General features: G+C 71.5%; 14 protein-coding genes and 1 pseudogene. 11 read left to right on the top strand and 4 right to left on the bottom strand.

Features of this window, described 5'->3' with window-relative positions; translation table 11 throughout:
- From ABN273_RS09295 to ABN273_RS09275, 5 genes are all read left to right on the top strand, one after another.
- The coding region (locus tag ABN273_RS09295; RefSeq protein WP_349448244.1) for an ABC transporter substrate-binding protein at positions 1 to 859 on the top strand (859 nt) is incomplete at its 5' end.
- Between the two features lie 2 nt (positions 860 to 861).
- The gene (locus ABN273_RS09290; protein ID WP_349448243.1) at positions 862 to 1,896 is read left to right on the top strand and encodes a FecCD family ABC transporter permease; all 1,035 of its coding nucleotides are present in this window, start codon (positions 862 to 864) and stop codon (positions 1,894 to 1,896) included.
- Entirely contained in the window at positions 1,893 to 2,666 is a 774-nt protein-coding gene (locus tag ABN273_RS09285; protein WP_349448242.1) for an ABC transporter ATP-binding protein, read from the top strand. The genes ABN273_RS09290 and ABN273_RS09285 overlap by 4 nt, the downstream gene beginning before the upstream one ends.
- Entirely contained in the window at positions 2,663 to 3,301 is a 639-nt protein-coding gene (locus ABN273_RS09280) for an adenosylcobinamide amidohydrolase (RefSeq protein WP_349448241.1), read from the top strand. Before ABN273_RS09285 ends, ABN273_RS09280 begins: the two co-directional genes overlap by 4 nt.
- Before the next feature lie 63 nt (positions 3,302 to 3,364).
- Complete coding sequence (locus ABN273_RS09275; protein WP_349448240.1) at positions 3,365 to 3,952, top strand: Uma2 family endonuclease; 588 nt, start codon at positions 3,365 to 3,367, stop codon at positions 3,950 to 3,952.
- Here ABN273_RS09275 and ABN273_RS09270 read toward each other — a convergent pair.
- Positions 3,901 to 5,595, bottom strand: coding sequence for a hydantoinase B/oxoprolinase family protein (locus ABN273_RS09270; RefSeq protein ID WP_349448239.1), 1,695 nt, complete (start codon positions 5,593 to 5,595; stop codon positions 3,901 to 3,903). The genes ABN273_RS09275 and ABN273_RS09270 overlap by 52 nt on opposite strands.
- On the bottom strand, positions 5,580 to 7,610 hold the full coding sequence (locus tag ABN273_RS09265) for a hydantoinase/oxoprolinase family protein (protein WP_349448238.1): 2,031 nt from the start codon (positions 7,608 to 7,610) through the stop codon (positions 5,580 to 5,582). The genes ABN273_RS09270 and ABN273_RS09265 overlap by 16 nt, the downstream gene beginning before the upstream one ends.
- Before the next feature lie 104 nt (positions 7,611 to 7,714).
- Here ABN273_RS09265 and ABN273_RS09260 point away from each other — a divergent pair, with 104 nt between their 5' ends.
- The 6 genes and pseudogenes from ABN273_RS09260 to ABN273_RS09235 all read left to right on the top strand — a co-directional run bounded on the left by ABN273_RS09260 (position 7,715) and on the right by ABN273_RS09235 (position 14,997).
- A complete protein-coding gene (locus ABN273_RS09260; RefSeq protein WP_349448237.1) occupies positions 7,715 to 9,193 on the top strand; it encodes a hypothetical protein in 1,479 nt (492 codons plus the stop codon).
- Complete coding sequence (locus ABN273_RS09255) at positions 9,193 to 10,917, top strand: serine/threonine protein kinase (protein ID WP_349448236.1); 1,725 nt, start codon at positions 9,193 to 9,195, stop codon at positions 10,915 to 10,917. Before ABN273_RS09260 ends, ABN273_RS09255 begins: the two co-directional genes overlap by 1 nt.
- A gap of 135 nt (positions 10,918 to 11,052) precedes the next feature.
- Positions 11,053 to 11,190, top strand: a pseudogene (locus ABN273_RS09250) (LuxR C-terminal-related transcriptional regulator); the annotation flags it as partial.
- 62 nt (positions 11,191 to 11,252) lie between these two features.
- Positions 11,253 to 13,316, top strand: coding sequence for a DUF6421 family protein (locus ABN273_RS09245; protein WP_349448235.1), 2,064 nt, complete (start codon positions 11,253 to 11,255; stop codon positions 13,314 to 13,316).
- On the top strand, positions 13,313 to 13,942 hold the full coding sequence (locus ABN273_RS09240) for an SDR family NAD(P)-dependent oxidoreductase (protein ID WP_349448234.1): 630 nt from the start codon (positions 13,313 to 13,315) through the stop codon (positions 13,940 to 13,942). Before ABN273_RS09245 ends, ABN273_RS09240 begins: the two co-directional genes overlap by 4 nt.
- On the top strand, positions 13,939 to 14,997 hold the full coding sequence (locus ABN273_RS09235; protein ID WP_349448233.1) for a threonine aldolase family protein: 1,059 nt from the start codon (positions 13,939 to 13,941) through the stop codon (positions 14,995 to 14,997). The genes ABN273_RS09240 and ABN273_RS09235 overlap by 4 nt, the downstream gene beginning before the upstream one ends.
- A 22-nt stretch (positions 14,998 to 15,019) precedes the next feature.
- Here the strand turns inward: ABN273_RS09235 and ABN273_RS09230 are convergent, their stop codons facing one another.
- Entirely contained in the window at positions 15,020 to 16,432 is a 1,413-nt protein-coding gene (locus ABN273_RS09230; RefSeq protein WP_349448232.1) for a phytoene desaturase family protein, read from the bottom strand.
- 6 nt (positions 16,433 to 16,438) lie between these two features.
- Complete coding sequence (locus ABN273_RS09225; RefSeq protein ID WP_349448231.1) at positions 16,439 to 17,074, bottom strand: DUF305 domain-containing protein; 636 nt, start codon at positions 17,072 to 17,074, stop codon at positions 16,439 to 16,441.
- Positions 17,075 to 17,175: the final 101 nt, after the last annotated feature.

Below are 17,175 nucleotides of genomic sequence, written 5' to 3'. Positions count from 1 at the left end.
CCCCACCACCACCGCCCCCACCGCCGCCTCCGCCGGTTTCCCCGTCACGATCGAGGCGGGCAACGGCAAGGTCACCCTCGCCAAGAAGCCCGAGCGGATCGTCTCCCTCTCGGCCACCCACACGGAGACGCTGTTCGCCATCGGCGCCGGCCCTCAGGTCGTCGCCGCCGACGACCAGTCGAACTACCCGCCCGAGGCGCCCAAGACCGACCTGTCCGGCTTCAAGCCGAACGTCGAGGCCATCGTCGCCAAGAAGCCCGACCTCGTCATCGTCTCCAACGACATCGACCAGATCGTCGCCGAGCTGGGCAAGCTGAACGTGCCCGTCCTCCTCGAGCCCGCCGCCGCCAAGCTCGACGAGGCGTACGAGGAGATCGCCGAGATCGGCGCGGCCACCGGCAACAAGGCCAAGGCGGACGAGGTCGTCTCCGGCATGAAGACGGCCATGGAGAAGCTGGCCGCCGAGGCGCCCAAGGACAAGAAGCTCACGTACTACCACGAGCTCGACCAGACGCCGTACGCGGCGACGTCCCAGACGTTCATCGGGCAGGTCTACGCCATGTTCGGCCTCACGAACATCGCCGACAAGGCCCCCGACCAGGCGGGCGGCTATCCCAAGCTGTCGGCCGAGTTCGTGGCGCAGGCCGACCCCGACCTGATCTTCCTGGGCGACGTCAAGTGCTGCGGGCAGAGCAAGGACACCCTGGCCAAGCGGCCGGGGTGGAAGGGCCTGTCCGCCATCAAGAACGACCAGGTGATCCAGCTCGACGACGACCTCGCCTCCCGCTGGGGGCCGCGCGTCGTCCAGCTCGCCGAGGCCGTCGGCGCAGCGGTGACCAAGGCCGGGGCCAAGAGCTGACCATGGCACGGCAGGCCGGCCCGTCCAGGGCCCGACCCCTCTGGGTGGCGTGCGCCCTGGGCGTGCTGGCCGTCTGCATGATCGCCGGCCTGATCGGCGGGGCCGCCGACATCTCGCCCTGGCAGGTGGTGCTCCAGGCGCTGGACTGGCTGCCGTTCGTGCGTCTGGACTCCGGGCTCGCGCCGGTCGAGCAGGGGCTGCTGTTCGAGCTGCGGCTGCCCCGGGTGCTGGTGGCCGCCGTGGTCGGGGGGCTGCTCGCCATGGCGGGGGCGGGGTACCAGGGCGTGTTCCGCAATCCGCTCGCGGACCCGTACCTGCTGGGCGCGGCGGCCGGAGCCGGGCTGGCGACGACCGTGGCCGTCGTGCTGCTGCCGGTGTCGGCCGGGAGCATCCCGGTCGCCGCCTTCGTCGGGGCGGTGGGCGGCGTGTTCCTGGCGTACACGCTCGGCAACACCGCCGGGCGCGCCGGCGGCACCGCGACGCTGGTGCTGGCGGGGGTGGCGGTCACGTCGTTCCTGACCGCGATCCAGACGTTCATCCAGCAGCTCGACGTCGAGGAGTTGCAGCGCATCTACGCGTGGATCCTCGGCGACGTCGGCGGCGGGTGGGACCAGTTCTGGCTGGTCCTGCCGTACGCCGCCGTCTCGGCCGTGCTGCTCCTGCTGCACGGGCGGATGCTGGACGTGCTGTCCGTGGGCGACGAGGAGGCCACGAGCCTCGGCGTGCGGGCGGCCAGGGTGCGACTCACCGTGCTGCTGGCCGCCTCCCTGGCCACCGCGGCGGCCGTGGCGGTGAGCGGGCTGATCGGGTTCGTGGGCATCGTCATCCCGCACATCGTGCGGCGGCTGGCGGGCGGCTCGTACCGGATCGTGCTGCCGCTCTCGCTGATCGTCGGCGGGGCGTTCCTGGTGCTGGCCGACCTCATCGCACGCACGGTGATCGCGCCCGCCGAGCTGCCGATCGGGGTGGTGACCATGTTCGTGGGTGCGCCGTTCTTCGTCGGCGTCCTGCGCATGACCAGGCGGGCGGCCACGTGATCAGGACCAAGGGACTGTCCGTACGGCTCGGCGATCGCGAGGTCGTCTCCGAGGTGGACCTCGAGGTGCGCGGCGGCGAGTGGCTGGCCGTCATCGGGCCCAACGGGGCCGGTAAGTCCACCCTGCTCAAGGCCGTCATGGGCCTGGTCGCGCACCGCGGCGAGGTCACCCTGGACGCCCGGCCGTCCGCCCGGCTCAAGCCCCGCGAACGGGCCCGCCTGCTCGCCTACGCCCCGCAGGCCCCCGCCCTGCCGCCCGACATGACGGTCTTCGACTACGCGCTGCTCGGGCGTACCCCGTACATCCCCTATCTGGGCCGGGAGAGCGCGCACGACCGGGAGGTGACGGCGTCGGTGCTCGACCGGCTCGACCTGACCGCGCTCGCCATGCGCCGCGTCGGGGAGCTGTCCGGCGGCGAGCGCCAGCGCGTGGTGCTGGCCAGGGCGCTCGCCCAGCAGGCGCCCGTGCTGCTGCTCGACGAGCCCACGACGGCGCTGGACCTCGGCCACCAGCAGCAGGTGCTGGAGCTGGTGGACCGGCTGCGCCGGGCCGACGGCCTGACCGTCGTCACCACCCTGCACGACCTGACCGTCGCAGGCCTCTACGCCGACGCCCTCCTCCTGCTGGCCGGCGGGCGCGCGGTGGCCTCGGGCAAACCCGCCCAGGTGCTCACGGAATCGTTGGTGGGACGGCACTTCGACGCCCATGTCAAGATCGAGCCAGGGCCGGACGGCCGGCCTGTCGTGCACCTGGTCAGGGGAGGGCCGTGAAGCTCACGTATCGGGTGGAGGACGGGGCGCGGCTGGGGGCGCTGCTGTGGGAGTTCGGACCGGGGTGGCGGATGATCTCCTCCGCGCTGCTCGGCGGCGGCATCGGGGTCCGTGCATGGGTGCTGAACGCGCAGGTGGTGGCGGGCTATTCGCGGATGGACCCGGTGGACCACCTGGTGTCGTTAGGCCCCGGCGGTGACGGCGTCGGCATGCTGACCGCCGCCTCCGTCGACCGGTACATCCAGGCTTCGGACGGCGGCGTGGAGGCGTACGCGACCGTCGGCCTCCGCGTCCCCACCTGGGCCGCCGCGCCCGAGGGCGCTCAGGACCCGGAGCTGGCGCCCATCCGGGCGGGCACCGTCAACATCGTGGCCGTGCTGCCGGTGGCCATGACGGACGCGGCCCTGGTCAACGCGGTGATGACCGTCACGGAGGCGAAGTCCCAGGCGCTGATCGAGGCCGGGTTCCCGTGCACAGGGACGGCGTCGGACGCGGTGTGCGTGGCGGTGCCCGTTGACGGGCCCGTGGAACTGTTCGGCGGGCCGCGGTCGGAGTGGGGGGCGCGGCTGGCCCGGGCCGTGCACACGGCCGTGCACAAAGGCGCCGGGGCGTGGCGGGCTCGTGACTTTAAGTGACGGAATTCGGGCAAGTAGCATGTGGGCGAGGGCGAGACTCCCGATACTGAGTGGGTGACCGCAATGGCGACGATCGAACCGACCGCGAGGCGCAAGCTTGTCCTTCCTGCGCCGCCATACACAGTCGACGACCTGCTCAAACTCCCGGACGACGGGAATCGTTACGAGCTCTTCAACGGGAGCCTAGTAGTGAGCCCTGCCCCCACCCCCCTGCACCAGCGTGCCATCTACCGGCTGGCGTATATCCTCACCGAAGCGGCGCCACCTGGGCTGGAGGCATTGCCCACTGTTAACGTCTGCCCGGGCGACAAGGATTTCTACATTCCCGACCTCGTCGTGGTGCCCGAGGCGGCGTCTGAGTCGGTAGGGCTCATGTTCGCGCCCAGCGATCTGCTGCTGGCTGTGGAGGTGGTCAGCCCGAGCACCAAGATGCATGACAGAGGGGCCAAAGCGGTGGCATACGCGGCAGCGGGCATTCCCCTCTACTGGCGCGTCGAACCCGAACCAGGACCGGCACTCTACGTTTACGAACTCGAGGGTGACTCCTACCGGGACCCCAGCGTCTACAAGGCAGGGACCACGATCACACTGTCGGCGCCTTACCGCGTCAGCTTTGATCCCGCAGACTTGCTCGGCCGCCGGAATCCGTAGTCCTCGGCCGCTCCCCGAGGCGTGACGCGCCCCGCCTCGAGGTCGGCCAGGACCGCCTCCCGGGACCGCTCGCCCGGCGGGCCGAGCCCCCCGCCGCCCGTCGTCTCCACGATGAACGCCTCCCCGGCCGCGAACCGCACATTGTTGACCTTGGACGCCAGGCGTTCCACCGTCCCGTCCAGGTGGCGCTTGAAGAAGCCCCCGAGGCGGCCCGGTGACCCGCCGTCGCGGCCAGGGGGTGCGAGGCGGAGGCGGTCGCCGCGGGTCGTGACGTGGCAGTCCGCCAGGAAGCGGTAGACCGTGCGCGAGCCCAGGCCGCCGCGGAAGCGGCCGGGGCCGCCCGAGTCCGGGATGGTCTCGATGGACTCGACGATCAGCGGGCAGCGGCTCTCCACCGGCTCCGCCTGCGGCACGGAGTTGCGGCCGATGCCGAAGTGCACGCCCGTCGCGTCCGGGCCGTCCAGGCCGGGGCGGGCGCCGACGCCGCCGAAGTCGTAGGAGAGGTGGATCCAGTACGGCGCCCCCACCGCGGCGATCGAGAACGGCTGCAGGATGCCGCTGGCGGCGATGGCCTGGTCGGGGACGGCGTCGGACATGGCCTGGAAGACGGCCTCCATGGCGGCGTAGATCGGGACGTACCGGCCGCCGCACGGGTAGGGGGAGCGGGCGTTGAGCAGGGAGCCCTCGGGCAGGCGCACCTCGATGGCCCGCAGGCAGCCGTCGTTCATGGGGATCGTGGGGTCCAGGAAGCAGCGGACGGCGAAGACGGCGGCGGCGAGGGACTGCGAGGCCGAGGCGTTGATCGCCGCCGGGACCTGCGGGTCCGTGCCGGCGAAGTCCAGCACGGCCTGGTCGCCGCCGAGGGTGACGGCGACGCGGATGTGGTGGGGTTGTTCCGGATTCATGCCGTCGTCGTCGATCGGGTACGCCGCCTCGAACCGGCCCTGCGGCAGTTCGGCCAGCGCCGCCCGGGTCCTGGCCTCCGTGTAGTCCAGGTAGTCGTCGATGCCCGCGCGCAGGCCATCCGCGCCGTACTCGCCGGCCAGGCTCTCCAGGCGGGCGGCGGCCACCGCCGTCCCGGCCACCAGCGCCCGTACGTCTCCCATGACCTTGTCGGGGGTGCGGCTGTTGGCCCTGAGCACGGCCTCGACGGCCGGGTCGAGTCCGTCCCTGGTGGCCAGGCGTACCGGGGGGAGCTGGAGGCCCTCCAGGAAGATGTCCGTGGCCAGCGGGGCCATGCCGCCGGCCGAGAGGCCGCCCAGGTCGGAGACGTGGATCATGGTGGCGGTGAAGTACGCCGGGGCGCCCCGGACGAAGACCGGGCGGTAGACGAGCAGGTCGTTGGTGTGCACGCCGCCCCGGTAGGCGTCGTTGAGCACGTACACGTCGCCGGGGCTCATCGTGTCCGGTGGGATGTCCTTGAGCAGTTCGGGGAGTGCCACCTTGAGCGCCATGCTGTTCATGAGCGTGGTGGCCATGGAGTGCGCGATCAGGCGGCCCCCGGCGTCGAGGACGGCGGCCGAGGCGTCGGAGCCCTCGACGATGAACGTCGAGTACGCGGAGCGCACCACTACGATGCTGGCCTCCTCGGCCGCCACGACCAGCGCGTTCCTGAGCACCTCGGCGGTCAGGGGGTCCGGCATGTCGTGCTCCCGGTGAGGTGTACGGCGCGGGTCTCGGCCAGGGCGGCGGCCCAGCCGGGCGGGACCACGATCGTGGACTCGGCGTCCTCGACGATCGCCGGGCCGTGGAGGGGTCCGGTGCCCATGGTGTCCCTGGTGTGCACGGGGACGTCGGTGTAGCCGCCCGCCTCCACGAAGTACGCCCGCCTGGTGCCCGGCCCGGCAGTGTCCGGCGGCGGTGGGGTGGAGGCGGCATCGAGGGCGGGGACGGCGTCAGAGGCGGCGGGGACGGTGACGCGGACGCGGTAGCTGACGAGCTCGATCTCGCCCCGTTGCGCGATGCCGTACACCGCCTCGTACCGTTCGAAGAAGCGGGAGGCCAGCACCTCGCGCTCGGGCGTCCACTCCACGGTCAGGTCGTGGGACTGGCCCGTGAAGCGGACGTCCACCGACCGCGACACCAGCACCCCGGGATCCGAAGGCGAGACGCCCAGGTCGGCGGCGGCGTCCGCGGCGAGGGACGCGAAGACGGCCGCGGGGTCGGGAGCGTCCAGGCGCGACAGGACGCGGTCCGTGGACAGGGCGCCCGACAGGAGACCCGCCGCTGAGGCCACGCCGCAGTACGCGGGCACCACCACCGTCCCGATCCCGAAGCGCTCCGCCACCCGCGCCGCATGCATGGGCCCCGCGCCGCCGAAGGCCACCAGGGCGAAGCCGCGCGGGTCGATCCCGCGCTGCACCGTCACCACGTGCACCGCCGACGCCATCGAGGCGCTCACGATCTCGTGCACGGCGTACGCGGCCTCCTCCCGGGACACGCCCAACGGCGACGCCAGCCGGTCAACGGCCTTGCCGGCCAGGGCAGGCGACAGGGGGAGCGAGGCCGAGGAGAGGTAGCCGAGGACGAGGTTCGCGTCCGTGACGGTCGGCTCAGAGCCGCCCAGGCCGTAACAGGCCGGCCCGGGTGACGAGCCCGCGGAGTGCGGGCCGACGCGCAGCGCGCCCGCCGGGTCGAGCCAGGCCACGCTGCCCCCGCCCGCCCCCACCTCCGCCAGGTCGATGGCCGGCGTCTTGATCGGCACGCCTGTGCCCGCGCGCCGCCCGCCGAAGCTGCCCTTGCCGCCCACGTGGAACTCGTGCGTGATCTCCGGACGCCCTCCGCGCACCACGCACGTCTTGGCGGTGGTGCCGCCCATGTCGAACGAGATCACGTTCGCGAACCCGGTGTCCGCCGCCGCCAGCACCCCCGCGGCCGGGCCCGACTCGATCGTGGCCACCGCCCGCCGGGCCGCCAGCTCGGCGGAGATCACGCCGCCGCTCGACTCCATGACGTGGATGGGCGCGCGGATCCCGATCTCGGCCAGCCGCTCCCGGAGCCGCGAAAGGTAAGACGCCATCAATGGGCCTATATATGCGGACATGATGGTGGTGGTGGCACGCTCGTACTCGCGGATCTCCGGCCAGATCTCCGACGAGGCCACCACGTCCGGGATCGATTCGCGGAGGATCGCGGCTACCTGCCGCTCATGGGACGGGTTGGCGTACGAGTGCAGCAGGCACACGGCCGCCGACGTGATCCCGCGCGCCGCGATCTCCGTGGCGACGCGACGTACCGACTCCGGATCAAGGGGCGTCAGTACGGCGCCGCGCGCCGAGACGCGCTCCACCACCTCGAAGCAGTCGCCCGCCGCCACCGGCGGGGGAGGGGGCGAGAACCGCAGGTCGTAGCGGTCCTCCTCGACCCGGGCGTAGCGGCCGAGCGGGATGTCGGCGCGAAAGCCCTGAGTCGTGACAAAGGCGACGCGGACCCCCTTGCGCTCGAGCACCGCGTTGGTGGCCAGCGTCGTGGCGTGCACCACCCGCGTGACCTGGGCGGGGTCGCGCTCAGCGAGCGCGCGCGTAACGCCGGTGACGATGCCCGCGATGGGGTCGTAGTGGGTGCTCAAACATTTGGCCACGGATACCGCGCCGTGCGTGCCGCGAAGGACCACATCGGTGAAGGTGCCACCGACATCGACGCCGATCGTGTAGCCCATCCAGGTACGTTATGACACCAAACAAGCGCTTGTCTATGTAGCGATCTATTGACTTACAGCACGTGATTGGGAACCTGGTTCTAGGGCCTGCGTTTGGAGCGGAGATGGCGCGCCTCACAGCTCTTGCCGGTGGTGTCGCGGCGGCACTGGTGCTGATCGCGATGCCGGTCGCGGCTCACGAGCACCCCAGCGGGATCACCGACCTGGTGACCCCCGCCGTGGTGCGGCTGGAAGCCGTGTCCCACGTGGAGATCACGCTGTTGGACCACATCGGCGAGCTCAAACATGTGGAGCGGTCCTACGACATCCCGTTCGGCGCGGGCACGGGGACCGTCGTCAACCCCGACGGCACGATCGTCGCGCTCAGGCGCCTGGCGGTGAACCCCGACGACGTCGCCGTCTACGCGGCGAACAAGATCTTCGCCGAGCACCACAAGGTGAAGATCCCGGCCGACTACAACAAGCACAAGCTCTCCGACGACCTGCTCGATCGCCACCTGCAGGAGTGCTACCCGCCGAAGTCCGACACGGCGACCTGCATCGTCAACGTGACCACCGAGATCACGGCCTACCCCAACGTCTCGCCGCCCAGCCAGGACGGCTTCAAGGTCAAGTGCATCAAGGCCGGCCCGACGCCCGACAGCCCCGCCGTGCTCGTGCCGGTGACCCCTGCGGCCGGAAGCGTCGGCATGCCCACCGCGCCGCTCGCCGACAAGGTGCCGGAGCAGGAGGGCTCGCCCACCAGCGTGGCGGGCTTCCTCGGCAGGCCGGGCCCGAAGGTGCAGGCCACGGTCGAGATCGCCCACCTGGCCAAGGGCGGCGCGGCGGGCGAGAACGGCAGGCCGTTCGCCGACCCGGAGAAGGACCCGAAGAAGAAGAAGACGGACGAGCCGGCCAAGCTCGGCGCGCTCGCCGACAAGGGGCTGATCGGCGCGCCGGTGATCGGCGACAAGGACGGCCACGTCATCGGCCTGCTGGTCGGCGGCGGCAAAGAAGGCAGGATGATCGGCGTCAGGGAGATCACCGGCATCCTCGCCGCGGCCAAGGTGGTGCCGCGCAGGGGCGCGATCGACACCGCGTTCGAGGCGGCGCTGACCCGCTACCACACCAAGTACTACACGGAGGCCGCGCCCGGCTTCCAGCGCGTCCTGGAGCTCTATCCGGGCAACGTGGTGGCCGCCCAGCTGCTCAAGACCTCGCTGGCCAAGCGGGGCGGGCCCGAGGACAGGGGCACGAAGCAGGCGGCGGCCACGCCCGCCAGGTCCGCGCCGCTGTGGCCGTTCATCCTGGCGGCCGGGATACTTTTCCTGGCCGCCGGGGGCGGAGCGTATCTGCTGTGGCGCCGCCGCGCTCCTGAAAGACCGGCAGGGCTGCCAGAGCCGCTGGCGGCCGGCCCGCCGCTCGACGACCGCGCCGACCAGACCGTCGTCGTACGGCGCTCGCAGTCGTTCCAAGTGGTCCCGCAGCAACAGCAGGTGATGACCGCGCCGGATCCGGCGATCCAGTACTGCACGTCGTGCGGTATGCGACTCGGGCCCGCGCACCGCTTCTGCGGCTACTGCGGCCACCCCATCGAGACGTGATGCCATTGAACGAAAGATCGCTCATCGGCCAGGAGGTGGCCGGGTACTACATCGAGGACATCGTCGGCAAAGGCGGCATGGCCGTCGTCTACCTCGCGCTCGACCCCAGGTTGAGCCGCCGGGTGGCGCTGAAGATCCTCAACCCGGTGCTCAGCGTCGACGACCGGTTCAGGCAGCGGTTCATCCTGGAGTCCAGAACGGTCGCCAGCATCGAGCACCCCAACATCATCCCCATCTACGAGGCCAACGCCGACGCCGACGGCGTGCTCTACATCGCCATGCGCTACGTCGACGGCCTCGACCTGCGCCGCCTCATCTACGACCGCGGCCCGCTGCCGATCGGCCAGGCGAACCAGATCTTCACCCAGGTCGCCGCCGCGCTCGACGCCGCGCACGCGCACGACCTGATCCACCGCGACGTCAAGCCGGCCAACATCCTGCTGGCCGGCGACCACGTCTACCTCACCGACTTCGGCATCACCAAGCACCGCTCGTCGATCTCCGGGCTGACCCAGACCGACCAGTTCATCGGCACGCCCCGCTACATGTCGCCCGAGCAGATCAACAAGGAGCACATCGACGGCCGCTGCGACCAGTACGCGCTGGCCTGCGTGATCTACGAGGGGCTGTCGGGGCGGCTGCCGTTCCAGCGCGAGAACGACATCGCGCTGCTCTGGGCCCACCTGGCCGAGCAGCCGACGCCGCTGTCGCACCTGCGGCCCGAGCTGCCGGCGCAGATCGACGCCGTGATGATGCGGGCGCTGGCCAAGTCGCCCGACCAGCGCTATGCGACCTGCGCGGAGTTCGTGTCCGCGCTGCGTGACGCGATCAGCGGGCTCCATCCCGACCCGCTCGGGGGCGCCCACTTCGTGCCGCGCCAGGGCCTGCCTTCTGGGCCCTATCCCATGCCGGGCTCCGGCCCGCCCTCAGGCCCGCACCCGGCCCCCTCGCCCGGCCCCCTTCCGGCGCCGACGTCCGGCCCCCACGTGTCGGCGACGTCCGGCCCGCACGCGGTGCCGACGTCCGGGCCCCATGTGGCGCCGACGTCGGGGCCGCACGTGGCGCCGGGGTTCGCCTCCCGGCTCGCGCCGCCCACGCAGCCGTCGGCGGCCAAGAGGCGCCCCGGCCGCGTCCCGATCGTGGCCGCCACGCTGGTCGCCGCCGTCGCGGCGCTCGCCCTGGTCATCATGATCATCATGAACCACCGCGGCGACACCTGGTCCCGCTACAAGACCAGCGCCGCCGCGCCGCTCACGTTCGAGTATCCGGGCGACTGGACCGTACGCACCCACCAGGACCTGTTCGCGGTGGCCTCGCCGCACGCGCAGGAGTTCGAGTCCCTGTTCGTGGCCGGCCCGGGCGCCGACTGGACGGCGGTCGCCCAGATCGTGGAGGACGACCCCGACAGCGCCTCGGGCGTGTACGTCCAGGTCTCCGACACCCTCGACGCCGGCGGCACATCCGACCAGATGAAGGCCAAGATGGAGGCCCTGCTGCCCGGCCAGGTCGACGTCGGCAAGCCCGTGCAGGACCAGGCGGGCACCAGCCCCGCCACCCGCTTCGACGGCGCCCTGCACGACCCCGGGAGCGGCACCAGGCTGGGCTTCGTGAGCTACGTGATCGACCGGCAGCCCAAGACCATGCTCGTGATGTACTTCTGCGCCAAGACCACCTGCGACGACGCCACCCAGGCCCGCATCAGGCAGAGTGTCAAGATTTCATGACTTGTGACTCACTTGTGTGCGGCTTGGTCCGGGTGTCCAAGGCGGGCACCCGGCGTCTACCGAGGTGCGGGTCAGTGCTCCCGCGCTTTGACGGGAGGTGAAGGACCGCGCGGGAAGGCCTCCAAGGGCCTGAGGGAGCTGTACGTGGGGGAGGCCACGGTCAAGACGCACGTGGCGCGGGTGCTGATGAAGCTCTCCCTGCGCGACCGGGCGCAGGCCGTGGTGTTCGCGTACGAGACCGGCGTCGTCCAGCCGGGAACCGCGAGGGATTGACGGGAGCGCCCATGGTTATGTGTATATTTTTCTGCATAAGGCGGTAGATACAGGAGATTTTCATGCAAGCGTTCCCTCGGGTGCTGTTCGACGAGGCTCACAGCGAGTCGTGGACCGTCCGCCGCGAGGTGGCGGAGGCCATCAACCCCGCTCACCCCGACGACAACAGTTACGCGCGCGCGGCCGGACTGCTGCGGCACCTGGGGCACACGGTCACCGCCCGCACGTCCGGCGCGCTCACGCCCGAGGTCCTGGCGGAGCAGGACGTCCTGGTGATCGCGCACCCGTCGGGAGAGCGCTGGGAACGCACCATCGGCCAGGGCAGCCCCGTCTTCACCGCCGCCGAGCTGGACGCGATCGAGTCCTTCGTCTCCGCGGGCGGCGGTCTGGTGGTGCTGGCCGAGGAGGAGCAGGACAAGTACGGCAACAACCTGCGCGAGCTGCTCGCCCGCTTCGGCGTGGGCGTGGAGCACGCGACCGTGCGCGACCCGAAGCACGCGCACCGGGACGTGGCCACCTGGGTGCTCGCCGAGCCCGCCACCAGCTCCGGCCTGCTCGCCGGCGTCCGCTCGGCCTGCTTCTACCGCACCGGCGTCCTCGCCGTCACGGGTGCGGCCGAGGTGCTGTTCGCCTCCTCGCCGACCGCGGACCCCGCGGGCGCGCCGCTGGCCGTCGCGGTCCGGCACGGGCGGGGCCGCGTGGTCGTGTTCGCCGACTCCGACCTCTTCGGTGACGACTCCATCGAGGACTACGACCACCGCCGCCTCTGGGGCAACGTGGTCACCTGGGCCGCCCGCGTCCCTGACGCCGGCGGCGCCGCCGGGGGCCGCGACGAGGCCAAGGCGGCCCTGTTCGCCCGGCTCAAGGCGGCCGTCGAGGAGCTCAGGCCGCTCCAGGTCAAGGACGGCTCCGTGCCGGAGGAGAAGGAGCGGGCCAAGGCACTGGTGGCCGAGATCGGGGCGCGGGTAGGCGAAATCTCGCCATATTTCCCGCATGACGCCGCGTACCTCCAGGCCGTTCAGGACGACCTGGCGCAGTGGGCCGCGCAGGACCTCGGCGTGCCCGACTTCCTCGGCTCGCTCGACCTCTTCCACCCCGACACCCAGCGCGAGGACGGCCTGGAGCACGTTGTGGTGTTCCCCATGTACACCCAGAACGGCAACCCCAACCGCAACCTCGAAGCCGTCTGGATCCGGACGATCTGGCCGGACTGGCTGGCCGAGCTCGAGGCGGGCGGCTACGACAACCCGATGTTCGTGCCGATCGCGTTCGAGGACTTCACCTCGGGCTACGACACCCACTCCGCCGTGCTGTTCCCCGAGACTGTCGCGGTGCGGCAGGCGCCGGCCCGCTTCACCTGGGGCGGGATCTTCGCCGACCGCGAGGCCGCCAGGTTCCGGCGGGTGTCGCAGGCGGCCGCCGACACGCTCAAGCTGGACCTGCCGCCGGACGCCGCCAGGCTGCTGGCCTCGCAACGGCTCGCGCAGGACACGTTCGTGCTGTGGGACCTGGTCCACGACCGCACCCACAGCCACGGCGACCTGCCGTTCGACCCGTTCATGATCAAGCAGCGGATGCCGTACTGGCTGTACTCGCTTGAGGAGCTGCGCTGCGACCTGACCGCGTTCGGGGAGGCGGTGCAGCTGGCGCAGCGCGGCGTGCCGCACGCGCGGTACGTGCAGGTGGCGATCCTGTTCGACCGGCTGTTCAGGTTCCCGATCACCGGGGAGCGGGTGCGGAACTACGACGGGCTCGGCGGGCAGCTGCTCTTCGCCTACCTGCACCGCAACGACATCGTGCGGTGGACGGACAACCGGCTCACGATCGACTGGGAGCGGGTCGCGGACGGCGTCGCCGATCTGCGCGGTGAGGTCGAGAAGCTCTATCGCGACAGCATCGACCGGTCCAAGGTGGCGCACTGGCTGGCGGCGTACGAGCTGGTGAGCGCGTACGTGGCGCCGCACCCCGGCTCGACCTGGGCCAAGGGGGTCGAGGCGCTGCCGGAGGAGCAGAAGGCCAAGGTGGACGCGGTGCTGCCGGACGAGTTCCCCCTCAGCATGTTCTACGAGGCGCTGCGCCGTAAGCTGACGGATGTGGTCGAATCGACTAAGGGACTGCGCGCATGATCATTCTGGTGACCGGAGCTGGTGGGCCGACAGGTGAGGCCGTTTGCGGATATTTCCGGAAAAACGGTGACACTGTGATCGGTGTCGACAAGGCGGACGTCGACCTGCTCGACCGCGCCGCCGTACAGGACCTGGCGGACCGGATCGGGCGCGAGCACGGCCGCGTGGACGGCGTGGTGCACCTGGTCGGCGGGTGGCGCGGGTCCGGCTCGTTCGCCGAGACCAGCCTCGACGACTGGGACCTCCTGCACGACCTGCTGATCCGCACGCTCCAGCACGTGTCGCTGGCCTTCGAGCCGCTGCTGCGGCGCAGCGACAACGGCCGCTTCGTGATCGTCTCGGCCAAGGCGGCCGAGCGGCCCTCCGCCGGCGGCGCCGTCTACGGTGCGGCCAAGGCGGCGGCGGAGGCATGGACGCTCTCGCTGGCCGACGCCCTGTCCGGCACCGGCGGCGCGGCGGTCGTCCTGGTCGTGAAGGCCCTGGTGAACGACGCCATGCGGGCCGCCAAGCCCGAGGCGAAGTTTTCCGGCTTCACCGACGTACACGACCTGGCGGCGGCCATCGGCGCCCTCTACGACCGACCCGCCACCGAGATCAACGGCACCAGATTGGACCTCACTACGTGACTCACCGGCACGACCCCCGGCTCAAGGCGTTCGCCAGCGACAACTACGCCGGGGTGCACCCCGAGATCCTCCAGGCCATAGCCGCCGCCAACGGCGGCCACCAGATCTCCTACGGCGAGGACGTCTACACCGAGGCGATGCGGGACGTCTTCAAGAAGCACTTCGGCGAGCAGGCGGAGGCCTGGCCGGTCTTCAACGGCACGGCCGCGAACGTGGTCTCGCTGCGTTCGATGACCGCCCACTGGGAGGCGGTCATCTGCGCCGAGAGCGCCCACATCAACACCGACGAGGGCGGGGCGCCCGAGGTGGCGGGCGGCATCAAGCTGCTCACCGTCCCCACGCCCGACGGCAAGCTCACCCCGGAGCTGATCGACCGGCAGGCGTGGGGGTTCGGCGACGTGCACCGGGCGCAGCCGCGCGTGGTGTCCGTCTCCAACACCACCGAGTGGGGCACCCTCTACACGGCCGACGAGCTCGCGGCGATCTGCTCCCACGCCCATGACCTGGGGCTCCTCGTCCACCTCGACGGCTCCCGCCTCACCAACGCCGCCGCCGCCCTGGACGTGCCGCTGCGTGCCCTCAGCACGGATGTGGGGGTGGACGTGCTCTCGTTCGGCGGCACCAAGATCGGGATGCTGTACGGCGAGGCGGTCGTCGTCCTCAACCCCGCCGCGGCCAGGGGCGTCGACTACATCCGCAAGACGTTCATGCAGCTGTCGTCGAAGATGCGGTTCGTGTCGGCGCAGTTCGAGGCGCTGCTGTCGGGTGATCTCTGGCTGCGCAACGCCCGCCAGGCCAACGCCATGGGGCGGCGGCTGGCCGAGGCGGTGAGCGCCGTCCCCGGAGTCTCGCTGTCGCGGCCGGCGGAGGCGAACGCCGTCTTCGCGGTGCTGCCCCGGGACGTGACCGAGCGGCTCGCGAAGCGGTTCCGCTTCTACACGTGGAACGAGGCCACGGGGGAGGTGCGGTGGATGTGCGCGTTCGACACGACGGAGGCGGACGTGGACGCGTTCGCCGCCGCCCTCGCCGAGGAAATGCGCGCCGCCCACGCCTGACCCCGGCCTGCCTTCCGCACGGTCACCGCTTCAAGGACGACGTGCGGAGGGCGAGGCGGGCCGCCTGCCAGCCACCCATCCCGTGCACGGAAGGGCCGGGGGGAGTGGAGGCCGAGCACAGGAACACCCCCGGCAGCGGGGTGCGCCAAGGGGCGGGTGACCAGACGGGGCGGCGCAGGAACTGGACCAGGCTCATGAGGCCCCCGGTGATGTCGCCGCCGACCAGGTTGGGGTTGGCGGCCTCCAGGTCTGCGGGGAACATCACGTGCCGGGCCAGGACCCGGTCGCGGAAGCCCGGCGCGTACCGCTCGATCTGGGTCTCGATGGCGTCCGTCATGTCCACGGTCGAGCCGCTGGGCACGTGGCAGTACGCCCACAGCGTGTGGCCGCCCCGCGTCGGATCCGCCGCGTACGGCTGGACCGCCAGCACGTACGGCCGGGGCGAGTGCCGGCCCGCGGCCATCTCCGCCTCGCTCAGCGCGATCTCCTCCAGCGTCCCGCCGAGGTGCACCGTGCCCGCGCCCGCCACCGCGGGGTCCCGCCACGGCACCGGCCCGTCCAGCGCCCAGTCCATCTTGAAGACGCCGGGACCGTACCGGAAGCGCGAGAGCCGCCTGCGGTAGCCCGCCGGAAGGTCCGCCATGGCGAGGAGGTGCCGGGGCGACACGTCCAGCACCACGATCGGCGCGGACAGCTCGGCCAGGTGGCGCACGCGGTGACCGGTGACCGCCTCCCCGCCCAGCGACCTGAGCTCGGCCACCAGCGCGTCGGCCAGCATCTGCGACCCGCCCCGCGCCAGCGGCCAGCCCACCAGATGGGCCAGGGACGCCAGCATCAGCCCGTACCCGGCGGTGATCGGCGCGCGCAGGTCGCGCACCGAATGCGCGGCCATGCCCGCGATCAGCGCCCGCGCCTCCACGGTCCTGAACGCCCGCCGGGCGAACGTCGTGGCGGACAACGCCGCCGCCAGCCCGAACCTGGCACCCTCCACGAACGTCCGCAGACCGGCCTCCCACGGGCCCAGCGGCTTGAGGAGCAGCTCCACCAGCGGGAACCCCGCCCGCGCCGCCGCCCCGGCGGTCGCCAGCCAGGCCCGCGCGTCCCGTCCGAGGCCCTCGGCCGTGCGCCGGGCGTCACGGTGCACGAGCACGGCGGGACGGTCGTCGAGCGGATGGGCCGCGGCCACCGGGGGATGAACGAACTCCACGCCCTTGAGCTCCAGCCCACGGATGGCCGGGGACGCCAGCGCCATCGCCATCACGGTCGCGCCCACGTCGTGCACCCGCCCGGGCAACGTCAGCTCACGGGACCGCAGCCCGCCGCCGAAGCCGTCGGCCGCCTCCAGCAGCAGCACCCTGCGCCCGGCGCGCGCGAGCGTGACGGCGGCGACGAGCCCGTTGGGCCCGGACCCCACCACGATCGCGTCGGCGTCCATCGTCCCTCATTGGGGTTTGAGTATCGACGGATACGGCTGCGCGCCGCGCTGCTTCAGCAACTCCGTCATGAGCTTGATCTCCCCGCTCTGCCCCTGGACGATCTTCTGCGCCATGCTGACCACCTCGGGACGGGTGGACAGCTTGAGCAGCCCCTCGGCCATCTGCACGCCGCCCTCGTGGTGGCGGATCATCAGCTGCAGGAACAGCACCTCGGCCTGCTTGCCCTGCGCCTCCTTCAGCTGGGTCAGCTGCTCGGGCGTGGCCATGCCGGGCATGACGCCGGGCGTCGCCGAGGCGGTGCCGCCGTGGCCGTGGCCGCTCATCCAGGCCATCGCCTTCTGGTCGGTGGCCTGGGTCAACCCCCACTGCTGCAACCAGCCCAGGAACATGCCGCGCTGGTTAGCCTGGGTGTAGATGATGTCGAAGGCCAGGTTTCTGATCTCCTTGGCCGGGCCCTTGTCCCTGATTGTGAAGGCCATGTCGACGGCCTGCGCGTGATGCGTGGCCATGTCGCGGGCGAAGCCGGCCTCGGGCGAGGTGTCGCCGGGCGTGCCGTCGCGGCCGAACAACAGGAACGCGGCCACGGCAAGCACGAGCACGCCGCAGACGATCAGGATGGGGTTACTTGCGGGCTTTTCCATGACCTGTCCAGCGTACCCACCGGCGGAAGGCGCTGTGATCAGACGCTTATAAGGCTCTTATTCTCGGCATACCCCGGAAGGCAATAGGGTGACCGGAGTTG

This window comes from Nonomuraea sp. B19D2, assembly GCF_040137845.1.
Classification (GTDB): Bacteria; Actinomycetota; Actinomycetes; order Streptosporangiales; family Streptosporangiaceae; genus Nonomuraea.
This window is presented reverse-complemented; position numbering and strand designations above follow the sequence as displayed.